Origin of the sequence: Sulfitobacter dubius, from assembly GCF_027214245.1 — a bacterium.
Classification (GTDB): Bacteria; Pseudomonadota; Alphaproteobacteria; order Rhodobacterales; family Rhodobacteraceae; genus Sulfitobacter; species Sulfitobacter dubius_A.
Genome location: NZ_JAPWHM010000013.1, coordinates 17,901 through 38,848, shown reverse-complemented (window position 1 = coordinate 38,848; position 20,948 = coordinate 17,901). Strand labels below are relative to the sequence as shown.

At 58.2% G+C, this 20,948-nt stretch carries 22 protein-coding genes and 1 pseudogene; 10 read left to right on the top strand and 13 right to left on the bottom strand.

Features of this window, described 5'->3' with window-relative positions; translation table 11 throughout:
* The 8 genes and pseudogenes from O4H31_RS18945 to O4H31_RS18915 form a co-directional block, all read right to left on the bottom strand.
* Window positions 1-142, bottom strand: a pseudogene (locus O4H31_RS18945) (integrase); the annotation flags it as partial.
* A gap of 47 nt (window positions 143-189) precedes the next feature.
* Window positions 190-369: a transposase gene (locus O4H31_RS18940; RefSeq protein ID WP_269348088.1), complete on the bottom strand. Its 180-nt coding sequence runs from the start codon at window positions 367-369 to the stop codon at window positions 190-192.
* 1,099 nt (window positions 370-1,468) lie between these two features.
* Window positions 1,469-1,846 carry a DUF6634 family protein gene (locus tag O4H31_RS19705; RefSeq protein ID WP_419723618.1) on the bottom strand — a complete coding sequence of 126 codons (378 nt, stop codon included), beginning with the start codon at window positions 1,844-1,846 and terminating at the stop codon, window positions 1,469-1,471.
* 661 nt (window positions 1,847-2,507) lie between these two features.
* A complete protein-coding gene (locus O4H31_RS18935; RefSeq protein WP_269348087.1) occupies window positions 2,508-2,969 on the bottom strand; it encodes a metallophosphoesterase in 462 nt (153 codons plus the stop codon).
* Window positions 2,970-3,323: 354 nt separating this feature from the next.
* Window positions 3,324-4,265 (bottom strand): EamA family transporter RarD, encoded by a 942-nt coding sequence (gene rarD / locus O4H31_RS18930; RefSeq protein ID WP_269348086.1) that lies wholly within the window; start codon window positions 4,263-4,265, stop codon window positions 3,324-3,326.
* 181 nt (window positions 4,266-4,446) lie between these two features.
* The gene (pcaF, locus tag O4H31_RS18925) at window positions 4,447-5,646 is read right to left on the bottom strand and encodes a 3-oxoadipyl-CoA thiolase (RefSeq protein ID WP_269348085.1); all 1,200 of its coding nucleotides are present in this window, start codon (window positions 5,644-5,646) and stop codon (window positions 4,447-4,449) included.
* Window positions 5,643-6,338, bottom strand: a complete 696-nt coding sequence (locus O4H31_RS18920; RefSeq protein ID WP_269348084.1) for a 3-oxoacid CoA-transferase subunit B — start codon at window positions 6,336-6,338, stop codon at window positions 5,643-5,645. Before O4H31_RS18920 ends, pcaF begins: the two co-directional genes overlap by 4 nt.
* Window positions 6,338-7,057 (bottom strand): 3-oxoacid CoA-transferase subunit A, encoded by a 720-nt coding sequence (locus O4H31_RS18915; protein ID WP_269348083.1) that lies wholly within the window; start codon window positions 7,055-7,057, stop codon window positions 6,338-6,340. Before O4H31_RS18915 ends, O4H31_RS18920 begins: the two co-directional genes overlap by 1 nt.
* Window positions 7,058-7,162: 105 nt before the next feature.
* Between O4H31_RS18915 and O4H31_RS18910 the strand changes: the two genes are divergently transcribed.
* Window positions 7,163-7,924: an IclR family transcriptional regulator domain-containing protein gene (locus tag O4H31_RS18910; protein WP_269348082.1), complete on the top strand. Its 762-nt coding sequence runs from the start codon at window positions 7,163-7,165 to the stop codon at window positions 7,922-7,924.
* Window positions 7,925-7,992: 68 nt separating this feature from the next.
* On the opposite strand, the gene O4H31_RS18905 is transcribed toward O4H31_RS18910, so the two are convergent.
* Window positions 7,993-8,211 (bottom strand): DUF2798 domain-containing protein, encoded by a 219-nt coding sequence (locus tag O4H31_RS18905; RefSeq protein ID WP_269348081.1) that lies wholly within the window; start codon window positions 8,209-8,211, stop codon window positions 7,993-7,995.
* A 215-nt stretch (window positions 8,212-8,426) separates the two neighbouring features.
* Window positions 8,427-9,320, bottom strand: coding sequence for a LysR family transcriptional regulator (locus O4H31_RS18900; RefSeq protein ID WP_269348080.1), 894 nt, complete (start codon window positions 9,318-9,320; stop codon window positions 8,427-8,429).
* Between the two features lie 132 nt (window positions 9,321-9,452).
* On the opposite strand from O4H31_RS18900, the gene O4H31_RS18895 reads away from it, so the two are divergent.
* Complete coding sequence (locus O4H31_RS18895) at window positions 9,453-9,875, top strand: DoxX family protein (protein ID WP_269348079.1); 423 nt, start codon at window positions 9,453-9,455, stop codon at window positions 9,873-9,875.
* A gap of 62 nt (window positions 9,876-9,937) precedes the next feature.
* Window positions 9,938-10,759 carry a 4,5-DOPA dioxygenase extradiol gene (gene ygiD / locus O4H31_RS18890; RefSeq protein WP_269348078.1) on the top strand — a complete coding sequence of 274 codons (822 nt, stop codon included), beginning with the start codon at window positions 9,938-9,940 and terminating at the stop codon, window positions 10,757-10,759.
* A 64-nt stretch (window positions 10,760-10,823) separates the two neighbouring features.
* Here ygiD and O4H31_RS18885 read toward each other — a convergent pair whose 3' ends face one another.
* The 3 genes from O4H31_RS18885 to O4H31_RS18875 all read right to left on the bottom strand — a co-directional run bounded on the left by O4H31_RS18885 (window position 10,824) and on the right by O4H31_RS18875 (window position 13,711).
* Entirely contained in the window at window positions 10,824-12,116 is a 1,293-nt protein-coding gene (locus O4H31_RS18885) for a TRAP transporter large permease (RefSeq protein WP_269348077.1), read from the bottom strand.
* The gene (locus O4H31_RS18880; protein ID WP_269348076.1) at window positions 12,113-12,613 is read right to left on the bottom strand and encodes a TRAP transporter small permease; all 501 of its coding nucleotides are present in this window, start codon (window positions 12,611-12,613) and stop codon (window positions 12,113-12,115) included. The genes O4H31_RS18885 and O4H31_RS18880 overlap by 4 nt, the downstream gene beginning before the upstream one ends.
* A 66-nt stretch (window positions 12,614-12,679) precedes the next feature.
* Complete coding sequence (locus O4H31_RS18875; protein ID WP_269348075.1) at window positions 12,680-13,711, bottom strand: TRAP transporter substrate-binding protein; 1,032 nt, start codon at window positions 13,709-13,711, stop codon at window positions 12,680-12,682.
* 224 nt (window positions 13,712-13,935) lie between these two features.
* Between O4H31_RS18875 and O4H31_RS18870 the strand changes: the two genes are divergently transcribed.
* The 7 genes from O4H31_RS18870 (at window position 13,936) to O4H31_RS18840 (ending at window position 20,927) form a co-directional block, all read left to right on the top strand.
* Window positions 13,936-14,484 (top strand): MarR family winged helix-turn-helix transcriptional regulator, encoded by a 549-nt coding sequence (locus tag O4H31_RS18870; protein WP_269348074.1) that lies wholly within the window; start codon window positions 13,936-13,938, stop codon window positions 14,482-14,484.
* A gap of 216 nt (window positions 14,485-14,700) precedes the next feature.
* Complete coding sequence (locus O4H31_RS18865; protein ID WP_269348073.1) at window positions 14,701-15,846, top strand: muconate/chloromuconate family cycloisomerase; 1,146 nt, start codon at window positions 14,701-14,703, stop codon at window positions 15,844-15,846.
* Between the two features lie 71 nt (window positions 15,847-15,917).
* Window positions 15,918-17,306, top strand: a complete 1,389-nt coding sequence (gene benA / locus O4H31_RS18860; RefSeq protein WP_269348072.1) for a benzoate 1,2-dioxygenase large subunit — start codon at window positions 15,918-15,920, stop codon at window positions 17,304-17,306.
* Between the two features lie 11 nt (window positions 17,307-17,317).
* On the top strand, window positions 17,318-17,845 hold the full coding sequence (gene benB, locus O4H31_RS18855) for a benzoate 1,2-dioxygenase small subunit (protein ID WP_269348071.1): 528 nt from the start codon (window positions 17,318-17,320) through the stop codon (window positions 17,843-17,845).
* Window positions 17,846-17,916: 71 nt separating this feature from the next.
* The gene (gene benC / locus O4H31_RS18850) at window positions 17,917-18,939 is read left to right on the top strand and encodes a benzoate 1,2-dioxygenase electron transfer component BenC (RefSeq protein ID WP_269348070.1); all 1,023 of its coding nucleotides are present in this window, start codon (window positions 17,917-17,919) and stop codon (window positions 18,937-18,939) included.
* Window positions 18,936-19,715 (top strand): benzoate diol dehydrogenase BenD, encoded by a 780-nt coding sequence (gene benD, locus O4H31_RS18845; protein WP_269348069.1) that lies wholly within the window; start codon window positions 18,936-18,938, stop codon window positions 19,713-19,715. Before benC ends, benD begins: the two co-directional genes overlap by 4 nt.
* Window positions 19,716-19,754: 39 nt before the next feature.
* Window positions 19,755-20,927 (top strand): ABC transporter substrate-binding protein, encoded by a 1,173-nt coding sequence (locus tag O4H31_RS18840; RefSeq protein ID WP_269348068.1) that lies wholly within the window; start codon window positions 19,755-19,757, stop codon window positions 20,925-20,927.
* Window positions 20,928-20,948 lie beyond the last annotated feature (21 nt).

Below are 20,948 nucleotides of genomic sequence, written 5' to 3'. Positions count from 1 at the left end.
TGGCGAGATTGAAGAGCGCCAGTTCTCGGGTCCGATGGGCGATCTCCAATCGGACCCGGATCGCCCAGACATGCTTCGGTTGCAGCGGTCGTTTCTGGCCGACGATGCGCCCCTTGTTCCAAGCGGGACGGCAGGCACGGATTCAGGCGCAACATCCAAAGGAATAAAGAGCGCTCCATCGTCTGGAGATCAAAGCCCTTTCTTCTTCAGATCATGTCGCCAGGCATAAAGCTGTTGGCGGGTTACATTATGGCGCTGCGCAACTTGCGTCACCGAAGCACCATCAACCCCGACCGACATGATAATCCCCATCTTCTCATCATCGCTCCATCGCCGCCGACGCTCAAATCCCAGAACTTCACCCCGCATCACACACCCCGGCTAAGACACGTCGTTAACGACGTCATTAAACACGTCTCTTAGACCAAAAAGCCGGGATCAGGCAGGCGGTGCCTATCGAGCGGTTACTATCCATCGGGCGTAAACCCGTTTCTTCGACCTTCTCAGGCCGGCCTTGCGTCGGGAGCCGTGCCAATCGTAGCTATGACGTCGGCTTCCATGAAGGGCGATAGCAAACACGAAAGACTTCCTAAGCGCTCGCGTCGGACTGCTTATTAGAAAATTTTTGCCCCCACAGCTTCAATGTACTCGACTACTTGCTGTCTTCTGCCTGCCTATACGAGTTGCATCGCAGTTTAGCCATCAAAGCCCGCCATCGGTTCGGGCCTATACCTTTTATAGCCTTGGCCGGTGTGGCGAACTGGGGTCCCACTTTGTTCAGAACATTGACAAGGTTGTCTAATCGGCTCACCGCCTCACCCGACATATTCTAAGGGCCTGGCAGTTCCTGCAGGTCTACCCCCGCGGCTGCGGTCAATTCCGCGATGGAGGTGTGCAAGATCAACGCAACTTTTCGAGAGTCAGCCTGTCCGTGGCTGTTGAAGCAATCAGTTAAGTGCATCGCATTCTCCCTTTCGACTAGGTCTTTGGTGAACTGCCTCACTCGGGCACAATCCTGAGTGCGAGAGGCCTATGCCAACTTTAGCGATACCTCGAATGCGCCGATGTATACTGATTGGGTAGCCCCCCAGAAGCTTGAATGTCTACGTGCCTTGGTACCAAGCATCCTTGCAGGAATGGAGAAAGAATAAGCCTCGGCGCCTACATCTAAAGCTCGGTGTCTTTTCTTTCGTCGTCTCCATCTTGGGCAGCGTGCTCGTTCTCAGACTTTTGAATAGCGGCAAGGCGCTCCCAGGGGGCCGTTTCGACGAACCGTCTCACGAGCTCCATGTCTGGGCCAGTGCTTTTTGCTGACTGCTTGTACGCGCGCCAAGATACAAAAAGAGCTACGCCGCAGCCAATTATACCTACGGTTGAAAAGATTGTTTGTGGGCTCAGGAAGGTATGAGTCTGTTCTGAGCTATAGACCAGACAGTTTTCGATGTGGCCTTTCAAATATCTGCTGAGGCTAAGCATCGCTAAGCCCTGCGGAAATTTGATCTGCTTTGATGTAAGCTTGGACCTCGGACGGGGTGAGCATAAGGGCGTCTGCGAGACCAACCCTGCCATAAAGCAATGAGCACAGCTCTCTCCGACTGGCATTATCGCCCAACCGGTACCATCGGGTCGATGTGCGGGCCCAAGCACCCTCTGTGTCCAACCCACAAAGCCGAGACGTATTGATGAACCTACCCCGCAGAGTTGGGTGCCCAACCTGCGCTCCGATTAGGATCGCGCCCCCGTATTCTGGATCAAGGATGGCAGACCATGGGGAGAGGGTTGGCGCTTGATCAAGTTCGGCAGGAGATGGCCCCACCTTGCTGAGCTCGAGGGAGCGCCGCGTCATGCGTGTCATGAGCTCGACTATCAGCTTCTCCCTGCACGACACCCAATTCTCTATTGGGAGGCTCAGCTTTTCGCCCACGTATACATACATCACCTCTGCGGTGATTTGCTCAAGCGCTACGTGAATCTCGGGCGGGATGGAACCGGCTACCGCATAAGACGCGCCATCATTATCAGTGATTACAAGTGGGTCGCATCGTCTTATGGTCTCAAGAAGCTTGAGTTCCCCCGAATTAGGATACATCGTGGCTCTCCCAAAGACCTGCGTCGAACAGATATTCACTCTCTGGCCGAAGGAACTCCCGACAATATCCCACGCTTACGTTCCGAATGTCGGTTTGCCCAACCATGGCGCGTAACCGGCGATGTGAATGGCCAAAGAACCATGCTGAGGGGGCAAACCTGGCAATCAGATCTGTTAAGTCAGAGTGGAATGCGGGTGTAAGCCCATCCACTGGCCCTGCGACCGACAGATGGGGCCCATGATGGGTCACAACGACCGTGCGATCTGCCTTTCCGCAAGGGTGGGGGGACATCAACTTGTCCTCAAGCCAAGCGCGGTGGTCGCGGTGAACGCCAAGTGTATCAGAAGGTTCTATTTCGGTCGCTGAACGTTGCCACGATATCCCGCCCCCGTCACCTGAACCTGCGGGGGGATCAACCTATATATGGGAGTAATCCCGCATAACGCTTCCAGCGATGCCCATTGCTGTTTCTGCATCCGCCAACAGATCGAAGTCTGTCCAGAGCGTGCAACATATGAACCGCGTATCGCCGTGGAGCAATTCTTCTTTCTGCACGTAATGTGCGCCGACGGACTGAACGTGTTCAGCAAGCAGATGGTCATCTGAAAGTGTGCTGCCATAATAATCATGGTTTCCAGGCATCACATAGATGCGTTCTGGCGGAACGTGCGGCGTCAATTGAGCGAGCCCCTGGACCCAACTGCGCGCAGGTCCGTCCGTAAGGTCGCCGGCGATGATAAGTCCATCAAGCGTGTCGTTCACGATGCTATGGAGACCCAGCGCAGTGATCGGATCAGTCCCTCTGTGCTCGTATGTATTGGCATGCAAGTCCGAAAGGACGGCGATCCGGCCGCTGTTAAACGGAATTGTCAGTGTCATGCCGGCCGCCCCCATCCATGGCAAGGTGATTTGCCTTTCATGTAACGCCGGGTCGAAATGTGAGTCAACCGACTGTTTTTAAACGATTTTGCGAATAATTCTCTTTCCGAAGATAATCGCAAACCCCCCAAACCTAGAATTTTCAGTCCTGTATGGAAATTCAGAGGAGGATTCTGCTGGTTTGTGCAGTACAGGCGTTCTTGAATAGCATTGTGTTTAGTAAATTCGCAAAAGAGCACGCTGGGTGGACGCAAACCAAACTCTCTGTTCGAATATGTCTACGTGCAGCAAAGGCCGAAAAGAACGGGGTGCAAACCCTGTGCAGTCTTCCAGTCGCGGAGTACTACCTAGCGCTCAACCCTGCCTTACGGGACCCTTATTGCGGCGACTCCGTCGCATCTGTTGAAGCATCGATGACGAGTAAAGGATCAGCGCCGCCCAGATCATCGGGAAGGCAATCATTCGCGCGCGGCCAAACTCTTCGCCGAATACGAATACCGCAACGATGAAGATCATGGTTGGCGCGATGTACTGCAAAATTCCGATGGTCGAGAGCCGCAGGAGTTTCGCACCATTGGCATAGACCAGCAGAGGCACCGCTGTAACCGCGCCACAGCCCAGCAAAAGCCACGTATCGATCGGCGTTCCGGTGAGGAAATTCCCCTGGCCGGTGGACGTAAGGTAGGCGATATAGGCGAGGGCCGGGACGAGCAGGAGGAGCACTTCGAGAAGGAAGCCTTGGTTCGGCCCGATCGGCAGGCTCTTCTTGGCCAGCGCGTAAAAGCCCCAGCTCAAAGTCAGCCCCAAGGCAACCCATGGGATCGATCCAGTGTCCAGTGCCAGCACGAGCACGGCCCCCACGGCGAGGCCCACTGCGAGCAATTGCCGCTTGGACATGCGTTCCCCCAAAAGAAGGGCGCCCAATAGAATGCTGAACAGAGGGTTGATGTAATAACCCAATGCTGCATCAAGCGCGTGGCCCGAGACGATCGCCCAGACATAGATCCCCCAGTTGATCGAGATCAGCGTGGCCGTCACCGCCCCCATGAGCAACGTGCGGGGGGAGAGTAGCGCCGCTTTCAAATCCTGCGTCCGCCGCATCACCACCAGTACAAGCGCTGCGATGGGCACAGACCAGATCACCCGGTGGGCGACGACCTCGGCCGCCGGGATATGCGCCAGCGCCTTCATATAGAGGGGCAGGAACCCCCAGAAGACATAGGCTGCAATGGCAAAGGCCAGACCCTGAGGTGTGTCTTCGTTGGGTCTGGTCGTGAGGCTGTCGGGGTTGCGCATGGGAAACCCTCCGCATCCGTCCTAACTCCTTCCACCAGCGCCTGCCAGCGTCAAACTACCCGCCGGTCAGAAAGACTGGACGTTGCAGGCAGGGCTTTGGATGGCGACAAGATGGTCGCCCTTCACTTTAAGGGCCCACGCGCAACAGAGTGAGTTCTATCCCCGCACTACGGCCAGCGGCTCAGACGGCTTCCAACGCAATGGCGATCCCTTGGCCGACGCCGATACACATCGTGGAGAGGGACTTCTCGCCGGGTTTCAACTCCAGCATGGCCGTGCCGGTGATCCTGGCCCCTGACATGCCCAACGGGTGCCCAAGACTGATAGCACCGCCGTTGGGGTTCACCCGTGGATCGTCGTCAGCGATGCCCAAGTCCCGCAGGGTGGCAAGGCCCTGTGACGCGAAGGCCTCGTTCAGTTCGATAATACTGAAATCCGCTTGTTTCAGCCCGAGCCGCGCCATCAGCTTCTTGGACGCTGGCGCAGGACCAAAGCCCATGATGCGCGGTGCGACTCCGGCCGTGGCGCCGCCGAGCACTTTGGCGATGGGGGTCAGCCCATGTTTCTCTGCGGCTTCTTTTGTAGTGAGGATCAATGCCGCCGCACCATCATTCACGCCGGAGGCATTGCCCGCCGTCACCGTGCCATCTGCTTTGACGAAGGATTTGAGCTTTTGCAGCGCCTCCAAGGTGGTCGAGGGGCGGGGGTGTTCGTCTTCTGACACGAGGATAGGATCACCCCGGCGCTGCGGGATGGAGACGGGCACAATCTCTTGCGTCAGACGCCCCCTGGCCATGGCGGCACCTGCCTTTTGTTGAGACCGCAGGGCGAAGGCATCCTGATCTGCACGGTTGATGTTAAAACCTTCGGCCACGTTCTCGGCGGTTACAGGCATTGAATCGACGCCGTATTGTGCCTTCATCATCTTGTTGACGAAACGCCAGCCGATGGTGGTGTCAAAGACCTCGTTGTTCCGTGCAAAGGCGGTCTCGGCCTTGGGCATCACGAAGGGCGCGCGCGACATGCTCTCAACCCCGCCCGCGATGATTACCTCGGCCTCCCCGGCCTTGATCGCCCGCGCGGCGGTGATCACTGCATCCATGCCAGAGCCGCAGAGCCGGTTCATCGTGGTGCCGGGGACGGTCTCGAGGTAGCCCGCCAGCAGCAGCGACATGCGCGCGACGTTGCGGTTGTCCTCACCCGCCTGATTGGCGCAGCCAAAGATGACTTCGTCAATTGCCGCAGGGTCCAAAGAAGGGTTGCGTTCGATCAGCGCCCTGAGGGGCACCGCGCCCAGATCATCGGCCCGTACCGAAGACAGTGCCCCGCCATATCGGCCAATGGGGGTGCGGATGTAGTCACAGATATAGACGTCGATCATGCCAATTCCTCCGGTACGATGAGATCTGCAACATCGCCTTCAATGTGCAACGTGGCCCCGGTGACGGCCTGTAGAGCGTCCATGCTGAGCCCCGGCACTTTCTCCCGCAGGATGAACCTGCCGCCCTTGATGTCGATCACCGCAAGGGAGGTATAGACTTGGGTGACACATCCCACGCCGGTCAGCGGGAAGGTACAGCGCTCGACCAGTTTCGGGCCGCCATCCTTGGTGACGTGATCGGTGACCACGGCCACGCGTTTGGCGCCATGTACAAGGTCCATCGCGCCGCCCACGGCAGGCACGCCTTTACTGCCGACGCGCCAATTCGCCAGATCGCCATTTTGAGCCACCTGATAAGCCCCAAGTACGGCGAGGTCGAGATGCCCGCCGCGGACCATCGCGAAACTATCGGCATGGTGGAAAAACGCGGCACCGGGCTTGAGCGTGATCGGCTTCTTGCCAGCGTTAATCAGATCCCAGTCCTCTTCGCCCTCTTTCGGGGCCTGACCGAAACCCAGAACCCCGTTTTCGGTGTGATAGGTCACATCGCGGCCTTCGGGCTGGAACTTAGCAATCATCTCGGGGAAGCCGATGCCGAGGTTGACGTAAGACCCGTCTTCAATGTCCTGCGCCGCGCGCCATGCGATCTGCGCGTTCGAAAGCTTGTCCTGCATGATGTTGAACTTAGCCATCAGTAAACCACTCCCGTGCGCACAAGCACTTCTTCTTGTTGAGGTTCGGCCACTTCCACAATGGCGTCGACAAAGATGCCCGGGGTGACGACCGCTTGCGGATCGATGCTCCCGGGCTCGCCGAGCACGCTGACCTGCGCGATGGTTTTTTCTGCCGCCATGGCCATCAGCGGATTAAAGTTGCGGCCCGCCATGCGGTAGGTGAGGTTGCCGGTGCGATCCCCGTCCTGACCCTTGATCAGCGCGTAATCCGCTTTCAGCCATCTTTCGCGGACATACATTTTGCCGTCGAATTCCTCGGTCGGTTTGCCCTCGGCAAGTTCTGTGCCGAAGGAGGTCGGCGTGTAGAAGGCGGGAATGCCAGCACCGGCGGCACGGATGCGCTCGGCCAATGTGCCTTGGGGGACGAGGTCCAGCTCGATCTCGCCCGCGAGGTACTTTTCGTTGAAGGCTTCGGCGTTGGAGCTGCGGGGGAATGAGCAGATCATCTTGCGGACCATGCCCGCCTTGATCATCGCCGCGATCCCACAATAACCGTTGCCTGCGTTGTTGTTGATGACAGTGATCGCTGCTGGGCTGCCAGTGGCGCGAAAGCGGTCGATAAGAGCGTGGATCAGTTCGATCGGCGCGCCAGAGCCGCCAAACCCTCCAATCATAACCGTCGCCCCATCCGGGATGTCGGCCACAGCCTCGGCCACGGTAGGAAGTGTTTTATCCATTTCTGGTCTCCTTAACTTGCAGAGGGTCTAGCGGTCAGGCGCATACGGGGCCAGATATTTGTGCGTATGTTGACATTTGTTCGTAATGCGTAATTTCATGTGCGCATGTCGAACAAATCCAGCAGCACAATCTCCTCTCTCGCCAAGGGACTTCGGGTGATCGAATGTTTCGACGCGCAGCGCCCCAAGCTGTCCATCAGCGAGGTCGCGGCGCTGACCGGGCTTGACCGTGCCACCTCGCGCCGGTGCCTGTTGACGCTCCATGCCGAAGGCTACGCTGCCTATGACGGGAAGTTCTTTACGCTGACACACCGCTGTCTGCGCCTTGGGACCGGGGCCATCGGTGGCTTGCAACTGCCTCAGGTCGTTCAGCCCTGGCTGGATCAACTGACTGAACAGATCGGGCAAAGCTGCTCTGTCGCCATTCTTGACGAGACCGAGATTGTCTATCTCGCCCGCGCATCGCAGCGGCGGGTCATGTCGATCGGCCTGATGCCCGGCTCACGCCTCCCGGCGCATAGCACCTCCATGGGGCGGGTGCTGCTGGCTGCGATGCCGGACGTGGAAGCGCGCCGCGTCATTGAGGCGTCAGACCTATCCCCGCGCACCCGGTTCAGTCTGACTGACCCGGACGAAATCATGGCGCAGGTACAGGCGGCGCGGGCACGCGGCTATGCGATGGTCGATCAGGAGGTTGAGATCAGCCTGCGCTCGCTCGCGGTGCCGGTGCTCAACAGCAAGGGTGCCGTGGTTGCGGCCTTGAACACCGGAATGGCAGCAACGCAGCCTGACCCGGGAGAGTTGTTCGAAAGTTACCTGCCAGCATTACTGAAGGTGCAGGCCGGGATTGCGCGCATTCTTGGATAGGGCGCGCGGGGGGACGGTTATGCAGCGGGTCATCCCCACTGCATAAATGAGTTGCCGCCAAATAAGAGCTATTTTGCGATGGTTCGATTTGCGATCGCGAACGCCAATGGCGTCGTGAACTGGGTGAAGACAAACGCAATAGGCCAGGCGGTGAGCGCTTGCCAAGGCCAAGCCAAAAGCCATTCCATAGTAAACCCCATGATTAATAGCGACATCGTGCCCGACATTAAAACCGCCATCATGAAGGTGATGAGGATTTGAGCGAGGATAAGAGTTTTTCGGTTCATTTAAGTCGTTCCATGTTGCGGTCGGACGGGGGAACACAACTCCCCCGGCACCGACCAATGAGTGGTCGATGCCGAGGGTTCGCAGAATGCTGCGACTGGATCTCTGAAAATCAGAGGGCCGGAATAACCAACCGGCCTCAGAATCTTTTCGGCGATTGAGGCTTACCGCCAGAGACATCGCCAAGCAAGGCCATTCACCTTCGCCGTTTCAGACCTTAAACTGAATGTTTGCGCAGATCGGCGACGATAAAATCGATAAGCGTTCGTACCTTGCGTGGGAGCGCGCGGCCTTCGAGGTAGACCGCCGCCACATCGCCTTTCTCCCCGGTCCACTCCGGTAGAAGCGGCACCAGCGCGCCGCACTCAATAGCGTCACTCACCGCGAAACTTGGGATATAGGCGACGCCGAGCCCTTGCCGCGCGAGTTCTGCCGCCGCGTGAGCAGAGTTCACCTGAAACCGTCCTTTTACTTGGACGACCTGCTCTTCAGACGCGCGCGTGAAGTTCCAGCGACGCGGAAATCGGCGGTTCGTGTCGACGATGCAGGCTACCTCGGACAGGTCTTCAGGCTTTGTGATCTCTGGGCTCTGGGCCAAAAAGGCGGGGCTGGCGGCAAGAATGCTTTCGAAACTGGTGAGGCGGCGGACCTTCATGGACGACAGATCGAAATGGCCGATGCGCAGGGCGAGGTCGATCCCATCTGACGCGAGGTCTGCATAGGCATCGCTCAACCGCAGATCGATGGTCAGGTCGGGATATTTAGCGCCGAAGCGTGCCAGCATACCGGCCACGTAAATCTCACCAAAGGTGACCGGGGCCGTGATCCGGAGTGGACCAGACAGGCCATCGGAGCCTTGCGAAACCTCTTCAAGAAGGTCTTCGATCTCATCAAGGAGCGCAGGGACACGGGCGAGCATGGTTTCCCCGGCCGGGGACAGCCCGACCTGCCGTGTCGTTCTTTGCAGGAGGCGAACCCCAAGCCTCTGCTCAAGCTCGGCCACATACTTTGACGTCAGGCGGTTAGAGGTGCCTAATTCTTCGGCGGCCGCAGTGAACGATCCACTTCGTGCGGTCGCCACGAAAGCGCGCAATTGATCGAGAAGGTCCATCTTATTCAGTACAATTTATGGATAGTCATTCCATATATTCGCCATTTTGGGTGAGGCAGGCAAGGCGTATGTAGGGGCCATACCAACATCAGGCCGCTTGCATGTGGCCTCCCCCGAGAAGGAAACAGACGAATGACCACGCAATCCAATACCGATCTCGCCGCTCTGGCGCTCCGCCTTTCCAGCGGTGTTCTCTTCCTCGCCCATGGCTGGATGAAGGTAAGCCTTTTCACCATTCCCGGCACAGTCGCCTTCTTTGAAAGCCTTGGGCTTCCGGGTTTCTTCGCCTATCTGACCATTCTCGCCGAGCTCGGCGGCGGTCTTTTGTTGATCGCTGGCATAGCAGTGCGCCTTGTGTCCTTGCCGTTGATTGCCATCCTTCTCGGGTCGGTTTGGGCCCATGCTGGGTTTGGGTGGACCTTCTCGAACGAAGGTGGCGGCTGGGAATTCCCGCTGTTCTGGGCGGTCGTTCAAGGCGTCATCGCTCTGCTGGGGGCGGGCGCCTACGCGCTGCACCTGCCGGTGATCGACCGTGCCTTGGGCAAATTCGCCTGATCCGCTGAGCCCTTCCGGATCACCCGATCAAGGGTGATCCGGTCAATAGAGGAGACGTCTTTATGCAGACCCACAGCTTGCAGAGCCTACGCGGTCGCTTTGGACCTACGCAAAGGATGCCGGTTGTTTTTCTTGGCCACGGCAGCCCCATGCACGCCATCACGCAGGGGCCTTTCAGCCAGGCTTGGGCCACTCTGGGACAGGGCCTGCCACGGCCCAACGCGATTCTGGTGGTATCGGCGCATTGGATGACGCGCGGAACAACGCTGGTCGATGTCTCCGCACTGCCGCGCACGATCCACGATTTCAACGGATTTCCCGACGCGCTTTATGCTGAGCAATACCCGGCACAGGGCCAGCCGGAACTGGCGCGCGAAGTTGTCTCCCTCCTTGCGAGCCACCGGGCCGAGGAAGACGACACCTGGGGGCTGGACCATGGCGCTTGGGCGGTTCTGAAATATCTCTACCCGGAAGCGGATGTTCCTGTTTTTCAGGTCTCCATCGACATGGCGCAGGGGTTGGCACATCAACTTGAGATCGGCCAAGCACTGTCCGAGCTGCGAGACCGGGGCGTGCTCATTCTCGGGTCTGGCAATATCGTCCATAACCTGCGGCGGCTGAGTTTTGACGGAAGGCCCGAAGCTTTTGCGCTGGAGTTCGATGATCTGGTCACCGGTCGTTTGATCGATCGTGACTTCGAAACGCTGGCAAATCGCGAAAAGCTGGGCTCTCTTCTGACCGAAGCGCACCCTAGCGTGGACCACTACTTGCCCGCGCTCACGATCGCGGGCGCATCGGATCAGCGCGATGACCTGTTGTTCATGACCGACAGTATCGACCTTGGGTCGATCTCCATGCGGTCCTTTATCTTCCATCCGAAATAGGCGACGGCGGCCTTCAGGGATGTCGAGGTGCAGAGGGCGGTCGTTCAACCCTCTGCACCTGCGCTTACCCGATTGTTGATCCCAGCCAGAGCGTGATGCCGGGAAATGCGATCAGCAGAGCAAGACGCACCACGTCCACCGTGACAAAGGGGATGAGCCCTTTGAAGATACGGATAACCGGCACGTCGGGCAGCACGGCCTTCAGTACGAAGACATTCATTCCGACAGGCGGTGTGATCAGGGCGATTTCGGTCACGACAATCACGATGATACCGAACCACACCAGATCGAACCCCTGCGCCACGACGACAGGTGCAAAGAGTGGCACGAAGATCAGGATAATGGCCATGGAATCCATTACGCAGCCAAGCACAAGGAAGACGAGCATGATCGCACAGATTAACGCGTAGCCCTCAAGGCCGGTCGATTGCACAAAGGCAAGAATTCCGCCCGCGAGCCCTGACAGGGTAAGCAGCTTGGACAGCATCAAAGCGCCGAACAGTACCGTATAGAGCGAAATCGAAGTATAGGCCGTGTCGATGATCACCGCGCGCAGTACTTTTCGAGAGAGCCGCCCGTGGAGCGTTGCCACCAGTATGGCCAGCCCTGCGCCCATGCCCGCCGCCTCGGTCGGGGTGAAAAGTTTGGCATAAAGTCCGCCGATGATCAGGCCAAACAAAAGCACAAAGGGCCAGATGCCGGACAAAGCAACAATCCTTTCGCGCCAAGGTGTGCGGTCGCCCTGTGGGGCGTGTTCTGGATGGCGCGCGGCGACCAATCGGATCGCCAGCATATAGAGCGCGAGCCCGAGCAAACCTGGTACGACCCCGGCAATAAAGAGCGCGCCGATGTTTGTCTGGGTCAGAATGCCGTAGACCACCATGATGATGGAGGGCGGGATCAGAATGCCGAGGGTGCCGCCCGCAGCGATCGTGCCCGAGGCAAGCTCATCAGAGTATTTGTACTTTTTCATACTGGGGTAGGCGACCTTGGCCATGGTCGCCGCGGTGGCATAGCTGGACCCGCAAACGGCAGAGAAACCCGAACAGGCCACCATGGTTGAAAGCGCCAATCCGCCACGAACATGACCGACAAAAGCATAGGCGGCCCGAAACAGGTCATGGGCAATGCCGGTGCGGGATATGACGTTGCCCATCAGGATGAACATCGGAACAACCGCGAGGTCATAGGAAAGCACCGCTTCTGAGATCGTCAGTGGCAGGAGTTGAAAGGCAATGTTCCAGTTTATCGCGAAGCCGATGCCAGCGGTGGAGATCGCGAGAAGGGCAAAGGCCAACGGCACCCGCAGAAAGGCCAAGAGAATGGCCGCAAACATGGCAATAGAGCCGACAATCATAGTGCTTCTTCCTCGTGGGTATCTGCGGGGTCCACCATTGGGCCAGCAAAGGCAGTGGCGAAGGCGGCCAAAGCGGATAGGGCACAGCTGAGCCCCATGTAGAAATAAAGGGGGGCGCGGGGTGCGCGGAGGGCTTGGCTCACTTCGGAAATGCGCGCGGCGGTGAAGCCATGTTTGATGAAGAGCCAAGCGATCACCGACAGAACGACCACTACCAAAGCCGAGATGAGAGCACGCCACCATGCCATTGAGGGCTTGCCGATCACCTTGTCGAAAAGGTCGATGGTCAAATGTGCGCCTGCAGCTGTGACCAAGGGCAGGCCTGCAAAGACGACAAGGGCCATGAGATGCTCAGTGATGTCATTCGCCCCATAGATGGGCTTGCCGAACAAGCGCCGTCCAATGACATCCGCAAAGGTCAGGGCAACCATTGCGAGTAGAAACAAGGCCATCATCAGTTCCACAGCCCTGCGGATTTTCCACGCTATATGCAGCATGATATTTCTCCTGAAAAGAAAACGGGGGCCGTCGTATCGGCCCCCGACAAGTCACTGAGGTGCGGGCTATTCGGCGGCGAGGGTCTTATATGTCGTGTTGTAGAAATCGAGCATGGCCTGTGGGTCTTCGACGCCGGCGGCTTTGGCGTTCACAACCCAATCGCCGACCATCTCGCCATAGACCACATCTACCGCAGAGATGAGGTCCGCTGACGCATCAGATACTGTGTGACCGTCCGCCTTGAGCTTCTCGTATGCAGCGGGGTTCTGTACGTCGAAGTTCTTACCCCACTCCGCTGACAGGCCTTCGCCGATGATGCCTTCGATGGCAGCTTGGTCTTCCGCGCCGAGCGACTCCCATTTCGCGCCGTTCATGATCACGAAGAAGGACGCGTCATAGAAGCCGTTGGGGAAGATCGTATGGTGCTTCAGGCTATCTTCGAGCCGGAAGTTCACGACCGATTCCATCGTGTGAAGCGATCCGTCGATTACGCCGCTTTCCAGCATTTCATAGGCCTTGGTCGCAGGGGCCGCCACTGGGACCGCGCCAAGCGAAGTCAGGATTTTTTCCTGAATGGGACCGCCCATGCGAAACTTCTGGTTTGCCACGTCACCGGGGGTGACCAGATCCTTTGTGCCATGGTGCAACTGCCCGCCGCCGAACAGGCCGACCGCCAGCATCTTTACGCCATCAAATGCCTCAAGATCGGATAGGTACTTATCAAAGGTCTGCCACAAAGCGCGACTCTGCGCTTCGGCATTCGTGCCTGCATTGGGGAATTCAGAGAACCACAGCGAGACAAAGCGTTCAGGCTCATAGGTGAAGTTCCCCCAAGTGATGTCCGCGACACCGTTTCGGGCCAGTTCCCAATGCTGAGGCGGGCTGGCCAGCGGCGCGGGCAGGATCGTCACGGTGACCCGGCCCTCTGTTACTTCGGCGACTTTTTCGGTGAATGGCACGAGAAAGTCGGTATGGACGAAATGGGTGGGGGGCACCCAAGACGAAAGGGTAAGTGTTTCTGCACTGGCGGACTGTATTGCCGTCGTTGCGAATGTGGCCGTCGTCAGGCCAAAGCACAGGGCTCTTGCTGCTATCATCGGTATTTCTCCCTAGGTTGATCAGAAAATTCTGCTGGGCTGCGCGTCCAGGCCTCCCGCCCGGTCGCGGTCGTCTTTCATGTCAGTGAAACCATGTGTTTAACCCCCGTTCATCGGCTATACGCCTAGCTTTGCGGCCAGACGATCACCGGGCCTAAAACTAATCTCACAGTGAGACGATTGCAGTTTGAGATAACTATCGCAAGCGGGATTCTTGTGAATTTATGCGTTTTGGGCCAAGCAAGGTAACGGGTGATACCGTTTTGGTAATTTCTCAACAGAGCGGGCAACAGCAGCGAATGACCAAGAACTCGACCTTCAGAAACGAGCGTTTGACCTATCGGCTAAATATACTCGCCGATGAAGCCATTGCCGCGAATGACGAGATATTTCTCAGGGAAACGGGATGTCGGATCCGCGATTTGCGGGTGTTGCGATTGGTAGATGATGCGCCCGGCACATCGTTCGCTGAACTCGCCAAGATCAGCGGGTTCGAGCGCAGCCTTACCTCGCGCATCATCCAGAACCTGCTGGCCGCAGAGCTGATTCAGCGCGAGAATTCTTCGAAAGACGCGCGAGTTTTTTTTCTGTCGACCACGTCAAAAGGGAAAGAGATGCGCCTAATCGGCAGGCGCATTTCTGATCGGCTAGAGAAGGTGCTGACCCAACCGCTGTCTGAGGACGAGCTTACCACGCTTAACGGTCTTCTCGCGCGGCTCGGCGGATGGGTGACCTCGGAAGACTATAAGGACGCCTTGAAGTCGGACGATTGATTTTAAGCTATCTGCATGTGCCAAAGCGGCGACTGCATCGAGAGTTTCCCAATAACCATAGTGGTGCCTCTAGCTGACTCGGATGAGCTCTACCTAGGCGCGACGCGCTGCGCGAAATCGCAGGGTATCACCCAAGACCCCACCCATCATCGACAGAATCCGAATAGGGCGGGCATTCTGTGCTGCAGATGAAAACTTGCAGATGCGGTGAAGCCCATGACGAAGATCGACCAAATCGAGACGATGATCCACGACATCCCAACCATCCGAGGACACGTGCTCTCGATGGCGACGATGCGTACGCAGACCGCTGTCTTGGTTCGGATCAAATTCTCCGATGGGTCGGAAGGGATCGGTGAGGGCACGACTATCGGCGGTCTGAGCTACGGCGCCGAAAGCCCTGAGGGCATCCAGTCTGCAATTGATACCTATATCGTGCCGCTCCTGCTGGGCCGTGATGCTGACAATGTGAACGGCGCGATCCAATTGATCGACAAGCTGGTAAAAGGCAACCGTATCGCCAAGACCGCAGTGGAAATCGCCCTGTGGGACGGGTTGGGTAAACGGCTGAATGTGCCAGTCTCGCAACTGTTCGGCGGGGCGGTGCATCAGAAATTGCCCGTGGCCTGGACCTTGGCATCGGGAAATTCCGATACGGACATCGCCGAAGCACAGGAGATGATCGAAACCCGGCGCCACAATATCTTCAAGCTGAAAATCGGAAAGCGGTCTGTACGGGAGGATGTCGCGCATGTGGCGCGTATCAAGCAGGCCGTAGGCGACGCGGCAAGCGTAAGGGTGGACGTCAACACGGCGTGGTCCCTTCAGGAAGCGCGCTGGGGGTTGAAGGGGCTACAGGATGCTGGCTGTGAGCTGGTCGAACAGCCTGTCGCCGCACGCTATCGCCGGGCGATGGCCGAACTGACAAAGGGCTACGAGATCGCCGTCATGGCGGATGAAGCTTTAAATGGCCCGGAAGACGCTTTGACTGCTGCCCGGGAGCGCTGCGCCGATGTTTTTGCGGTGAAAGTCGCACAGTCGGGGGGGCTCAAACGCGCCTCTGAGGTTATCGCCATCGGCCAAGCCGCAGGTCTGGGCCTCTACGGCGGCACCATGCTCGAGACCGGATTGGGCACCGCAGGGGCGCTACAACTCTTTGCGACGATCGAGACCTTGCACTGGGGCACCGAGCTTTTCGGACCGCTGTTGCTGACAGACGGGATCCTCGCAGAGCCGCTTATCTACCGGGATTTCTGTGTCGAAGTCCCGTCCGGCGCGGGCATCGGCGTCACGCTCGACCCTGATAAGATCGCCGCATTTCGACGTTGTGCGCAACGCAGCATGAAAGCCGTCGCCGGCTGATTGCCAGCGGAGGGAATGAAAAATCAGTCGATACGCTGGAGAAGCGTGACGGCGTTTAGGAGGAGGACCAAATGTTCACACAATCCAATCTTGATGAGTTCCAGACGCGCCTTGATGGCGCGATCCAAGACGATCCTGAAAATGGTGTATTCCGGTGTCGCCGGGATATCTTCACCGATGAAGAGATGTTCGAACTGGAGATCAAACATATTTTCGAGGGCAACTGGATCTACATGGCGCATGAGAGCCAGATCCCGAACCCGGGCGATTATTTCACCCTCACCATGGGGCGCACGCCGGTCGTCATTACCCGTGACAAGGATGGTGAGCTGCACGCGCTGGTGAATGCCTGTTCGCACCGCGGGGCGCAGCTTTGCCGGTTCAAACGTCGCAATCAAAAGACCTTTACTTGTCCCTTCCACGGCTGGACCTTTTCCAACACCGGCAAGCTCTTGAAGGTCAAAGACCCCAAAGGCGCGGGCTACCCTGAGCAGTTCAACAAGGATGGCAGCCACGATCTGACCAAAGTGGCAAAGTTCGAGAACTATCGTGGGTTCCTCTTTGGGTCGTTGAGCGAGGACGTCCAGCCGCTGGAAGATTACCTTGGCGATGCCTGCAAGATGATCGACATGATCGTGGATCAGGCCGATGAGGGGCTTGAGGTGCTGCGTGGTTCGTCGACCTACACATATGACGGCAACTGGAAACTGCAGGCCGAAAATGGGGCCGATGGCTATCACGTCTCGGCGGTTCACTGGAACTACGTGGCGACCACGGCCCACCGCACCGACGACGGCAAAGAAGACGACATCAAGGCAACGGATGCCAGCAAATGGGCCAAGCAGCGGGGTGGATTTCACGCCTATGAGAATGGCCATATCCTGCTCTGGACCGAATGGGCCGACCCAACCAACCGCCCGGGATATTCGCGCCTAGCGGAATGGACCGAAAAGCACGGCCAAACCAAAGCAGAGTGGATGGTGGGTGTGCTACGTAACCTCTGCCTCTATCCAAACGTCTTTCTGATGGACCAGTTCAGTTCGCAGATCCGGGTCTTCCGCCCGATCAGTGTCAATGAGACCGAAGTGACCATCTATTGCATCGCTCCTAAAGGGGAGAGCCAAGAAGCACGCACCCGTCGCATCCGGCAGTATGAGGACTTTTTCAACGCCTCGGGGATGGCCACACCGGATGATACCGAAGAATTCCGGGCCACACAGCGCGGCTATGCAGGCGCCGCCCATGCCAAATGGAACGACCTGACCCGCGGGGCCACCCAGTGGATCAAGGGGCCGGATGAGGACGCCGAGAAGCTTGGGATAAACCCGATCCTGTCCGGCGCGCGGACGGAAGACGAAGGGCTTTTCGTGATCCAGCACAGCAACTGGCAAGAGCGCATGAACCAAGCCATCGCAAAGGAACGCGAAACCGCGCCTGATGCGACTTTGGCAGCAGAATAAGGGGGACTGAGATGAGCACTGCAACACTTGAGCGCACAGAAGCTGCCTCGGCTATGAGCTATGAAGAGATCCAAGCCTTTTTGTTCGCAGAGGCCCGCGCCCTAGATGACCGGGACTGGGACACTTGGCTGACCTTCTACCACAAAGATTGCCCCTTCTGGATGCCGGCATGGGACGATTATGACACGCTGACCGAAGACCCGGCGAACGAGATTTCACTGATGTACTATCCCAACAAACAGGGCATCGAGGATCGCGTCTTTCGGATCAAAACCGACCGGTCATCGGCCACGTCACTGCCTGAGCCGCGGACCAACCATTACCTTTCTGGTATCGAAGTGCTGGATCGCAAGGGCAGCGAGATCAAGCTGCGCTTCAACTGGCAAACGCTGAGCTACCGTTACGGTGCGACCGACCAGCACTGGGGCACGTCCTTCTACACGATCGATACCAGCGACCCCAAACCGTTGATCACCGACAAGAAGGTGGTCCTTAAGAACGACCACATCCACCACGTGATCGACGTCTACCACACCTGATCCCGAATGGTCGGGAGCCAATACACCCCCGCGCAGCCTGGCAGGCTGCGCGGCCAAGGGAGGAGCATGCCATGACAAGCTACAATGTCGCCCTGAACTTTGAGGATGGTGTCACCCGCGTCATCCAATGTGATGACGATGAGAAGGTAACGGATGCGGCCTTCCGGCAGAAAATTAACCTGCCGATGGATTGTCGTGACGGTGTCTGCGGCACCTGCAAATGCTTTGCCGAAAAAGGCACCTATGAGCTCGAATTCTACATGGACGAGTCCATGAGCGATGAGGAAGCCGAAGCGGGCTATGTGCTGACCTGCCAGATGATACCCGAAAGCGACTGTGTGTTGCGCGTGCCGACGTCATCCGCCGCTTGCAAGACAGCGCCGGAGGCCGTTGAGGGTGAAGTGTTGGCCGTCGAAACCCTCTCTGAAACATCCTTCAGCCTGAAGCTGAAAATGGCAAAATCCATGGGTTTCCTGCCCGGTCAATATGTCAATGTGACCGTCCCCGGAACAGGACAGCACCGCTCCTATTCCTTCTCCTCCGCGCCGGGCAGTGATGAGGCGACCTTCCTGATCCGCAATCTGCCCGGTGGGGTGATGAGCAGCTATCTGGGCGAGCGGGCCAAACCGGGAGATCAGGTGACGCTCACTGGTCCGATGGGGGCGTTTTACCTGCGCCCTATCGAACGCAACCAGCTATGGCTGGCAGGTGGCACCGGCCTCGCACCTTTCCTGTCGATGCTCGAGCAATTGGCCGAGCAGGGGACCGACCAGCCCATCAAACTCTATTACGCGGTGACCCGTGCGGCCGATCTGGTCGAATTGGACCGGGTCAACGCGCTGGCCGAGAAGATTGGCAATGTCACGGTTGTGACCGTCCTCGCAGCAGAGGACGAGGCGCATGATCGCAAGGGGTTCGTAACCGATCACCTTTCGGCAGAAGACCTCTGCGGTGGGGATTGCGATGTCTATCTCTGCGGCCCGCCGCCCATGGTGGATGCGGTGCGGTCCCACTTCGACACATTGGGCGTGGCACCGGTGAGCTTTCACTATGAAAAGTTCAACCCGACAGAAACCTCGGCAGAAGCCGCATGAGCGCGCGTTTCGAAGGCAAGGTCATCGTGGTCACAGGTGCGGCGCAGGGCATCGGTCGATCGGTGGCAGAGCGCGCGGCGCAAGAAGGCGCGCGAGTGTTGATCGTCGACCGATCTCCCGCACGCAACGAGGTGGTCAAGGCGATCCGCAGTGCCGGTGGGGAGGCCGAAGCGATCAGCGTCAACCTCGAAACATGGACCGGCTGCGAAAAGGCCATGCAAAAGGCCGTCGATCTCTGGGGACAGATCGACATCCTGATCAACAACGTGGGCGGCACCATCTGGGCCAAACCCTATGAGCATTATGAGCCAAAGCAGATCGAGGCAGAGGTGCGTCGCTCGCTTTTCCCGACCCTGTTTTGCTGTCGCGCTGCGATCGACCACATGTTGCAGCGCGAAAGCGGTGTGATCGTCAACGTGTCGTCCATCGCCACACGGGGGCTCAACCGCGTGCCTTACGGCGCGGCCAAAGGAGGGGTGAACGCAATCACCGCGAACCTTGCCTGGGAGATGGCCGAGCGGGGCATTCGCGTGGTGGCAACCGCGCCCGGTGGCACCGAAGCCCCCGCGCGCGTGGTGCCGCGCAACCCGAATGCCGAAGAGGAACAACGCGAGGACTGGTATCAAACCATCGTCGATCAGACGATCCAGTCCTCCTTTATGAAACGATACGGAACACTCGACGAACAGGCAGGGCCAATCCTGTTTCTGGCGTCGGATGACGCGTCCTATATCACCGGCGTCACGGTGCCGGTGGGTGGGGGCGATCTTGGCTAGACCCTGAGGGGGGTCTTCGTTCAACTGGAGGAGAACAAAATGAAACGTACTATTCTGGCGGCCCTTGGGCTCGCCACCGGTCTAGCTGTGCCTGCCGCTGCGGAAGACTTTAAGGTCGGTATGCTGCTGCCCTTCTCGGGGGTATACGCCTCGCTTGGCAATGAGATCGAAGCGGGCTTCAGCCTAGGCATCGATAAGTTCGGCGCAGAGACCGATGCGACATTCGAAATTGTCAGCGAGGATACCGAGGTGAAACCCCCGGTCGCCTTGGGCAAAGCGAAAAAGCTGATCCTTCAGGATAAGGTCGACGTCATGGTGGGCATCGTCAGCTCCGGCGTGCTGGGCGCTGTACGCGATATGGTGCATGGTGCCGGCGTTCCGCTGATCGTCGCAAATGCCGGCAACGATGAGGCCACCGGGGTCAGCTGTTCGCCCTATATCACGCGCATGTCGTTCTCTAACGGGCAAGTGAACCGCCCGATGGGCAAGTGGATGTATGAGCAGGGAATTCGCAAGGTCTACACCCTCGCGCCTGATTATGCCGCTGGCCGTCAGATGATCGGCGGATTCACCGAGACGTTCACCGCAGCAGGCGGAAAGATCGTCGGGGAAGAATACACGCCGTTCCAGAAAACGCAGGATTTCGGACCCTATCTGGCTCAAGCCAAGTCCAGCGGCGCTGATGCTGTGTTCGTCTTTTATGCAGGGGGGGAGGCGATCTCCTTCGTGAAACAGTACGATAGCTTTGGCCTGAAGGCCGATCTGCCGCTCTACGGTTCCGGCTTTCTGACGTCGCCGCTTTATGTGAATGCCCAAGGCCCCGCCGCCGAAGGGGTGATTACCGCGCTGCACTATGCGCCCACGATCGACAGCCCCGAGAATGCGGCCTTCGTATCGGCATTCAAAGAGAAGACAGGCCGCGCGCCGTCCGAGTTTGCAGTACATGGCTATGACGCGGCGCGTGCGCTGATCGAGGCGACAAAAGCGGGCGCGACGGATCGCGAGACCCTCGCCAACGCGCTGCGCAAAGTCCACTTTGAAGGCCCGCGCGGAACGCTTTCGATTGATCCCGCGACCAACAATATCGTTCAGCCGATCTACGTCTACGAGACTGTCGCGGGCGATGGCGGACAGACACAAAAGGTCTTGGCAAAGCTTCCTGCGGAAGCGGACCCCGCCAACGGCTGTGAGATGGCGCCGGTTTCAAACTGATGCCAGTCGCCCGACCGCGCA

What these genes read in the sequence shown, in the direction of transcription:
- benB (WP_269348071.1), top strand. Translation starts at nt 17,318, where the DNA reads ATGAGCACTGCAACACTTGAGCGCACAGAAGCTGCCTCGGCTATGAGC.
- O4H31_RS18900 (WP_269348080.1), bottom strand. Translation starts at nt 9,320, where the DNA reads ATGGACCTTCTCGATCAATTGCGCGCTTTCGTGGCGACCGCACGAAGT.
- benA (WP_269348072.1), top strand. Translation starts at nt 15,918, where the DNA reads ATGTTCACACAATCCAATCTTGATGAGTTCCAGACGCGCCTTGATGGC.
- O4H31_RS18865 (WP_269348073.1), top strand. Translation starts at nt 14,701, where the DNA reads ATGACGAAGATCGACCAAATCGAGACGATGATCCACGACATCCCAACC.
- O4H31_RS18885 (WP_269348077.1), bottom strand. Translation starts at nt 12,116, where the DNA reads ATGATTGTCGGCTCTATTGCCATGTTTGCGGCCATTCTCTTGGCCTTT.
- O4H31_RS19705 (WP_419723618.1), bottom strand. Translation starts at nt 1,846, where the DNA reads ATGACGCGGCGCTCCCTCGAGCTCAGCAAGGTGGGGCCATCTCCTGCC.
- O4H31_RS18880 (WP_269348076.1), bottom strand. Translation starts at nt 12,613, where the DNA reads ATGCTGCATATAGCGTGGAAAATCCGCAGGGCTGTGGAACTGATGATG.
- benC (WP_269348070.1), top strand. Translation starts at nt 17,917, where the DNA reads ATGACAAGCTACAATGTCGCCCTGAACTTTGAGGATGGTGTCACCCGC.
- O4H31_RS18910 (WP_269348082.1), top strand. Translation starts at nt 7,163, where the DNA reads ATGTCGAACAAATCCAGCAGCACAATCTCCTCTCTCGCCAAGGGACTT.
- rarD (WP_269348086.1), bottom strand. Translation starts at nt 4,265, where the DNA reads ATGCGCAACCCCGACAGCCTCACGACCAGACCCAACGAAGACACACCT.
- O4H31_RS18875 (WP_269348075.1), bottom strand. Translation starts at nt 13,711, where the DNA reads ATGATAGCAGCAAGAGCCCTGTGCTTTGGCCTGACGACGGCCACATTC.
- O4H31_RS18895 (WP_269348079.1), top strand. Translation starts at nt 9,453, where the DNA reads ATGACCACGCAATCCAATACCGATCTCGCCGCTCTGGCGCTCCGCCTT.
- O4H31_RS18915 (WP_269348083.1), bottom strand. Translation starts at nt 7,057, where the DNA reads ATGGATAAAACACTTCCTACCGTGGCCGAGGCTGTGGCCGACATCCCG.
- O4H31_RS18920 (WP_269348084.1), bottom strand. Translation starts at nt 6,338, where the DNA reads ATGGCTAAGTTCAACATCATGCAGGACAAGCTTTCGAACGCGCAGATC.
- O4H31_RS18840 (WP_269348068.1), top strand. Translation starts at nt 19,755, where the DNA reads ATGAAACGTACTATTCTGGCGGCCCTTGGGCTCGCCACCGGTCTAGCT.
- benD (WP_269348069.1), top strand. Translation starts at nt 18,936, where the DNA reads ATGAGCGCGCGTTTCGAAGGCAAGGTCATCGTGGTCACAGGTGCGGCG.
- O4H31_RS18870 (WP_269348074.1), top strand. Translation starts at nt 13,936, where the DNA reads ATGCGTTTTGGGCCAAGCAAGGTAACGGGTGATACCGTTTTGGTAATT.
- O4H31_RS18905 (WP_269348081.1), bottom strand. Translation starts at nt 8,211, where the DNA reads ATGAACCGAAAAACTCTTATCCTCGCTCAAATCCTCATCACCTTCATG.
- O4H31_RS18935 (WP_269348087.1), bottom strand. Translation starts at nt 2,969, where the DNA reads ATGACACTGACAATTCCGTTTAACAGCGGCCGGATCGCCGTCCTTTCG.
- ygiD (WP_269348078.1), top strand. Translation starts at nt 9,938, where the DNA reads ATGCAGACCCACAGCTTGCAGAGCCTACGCGGTCGCTTTGGACCTACG.
- pcaF (WP_269348085.1), bottom strand. Translation starts at nt 5,646, where the DNA reads ATGATCGACGTCTATATCTGTGACTACATCCGCACCCCCATTGGCCGA.
- O4H31_RS18940 (WP_269348088.1), bottom strand. Translation starts at nt 369, where the DNA reads ATGCGGGGTGAAGTTCTGGGATTTGAGCGTCGGCGGCGATGGAGCGAT.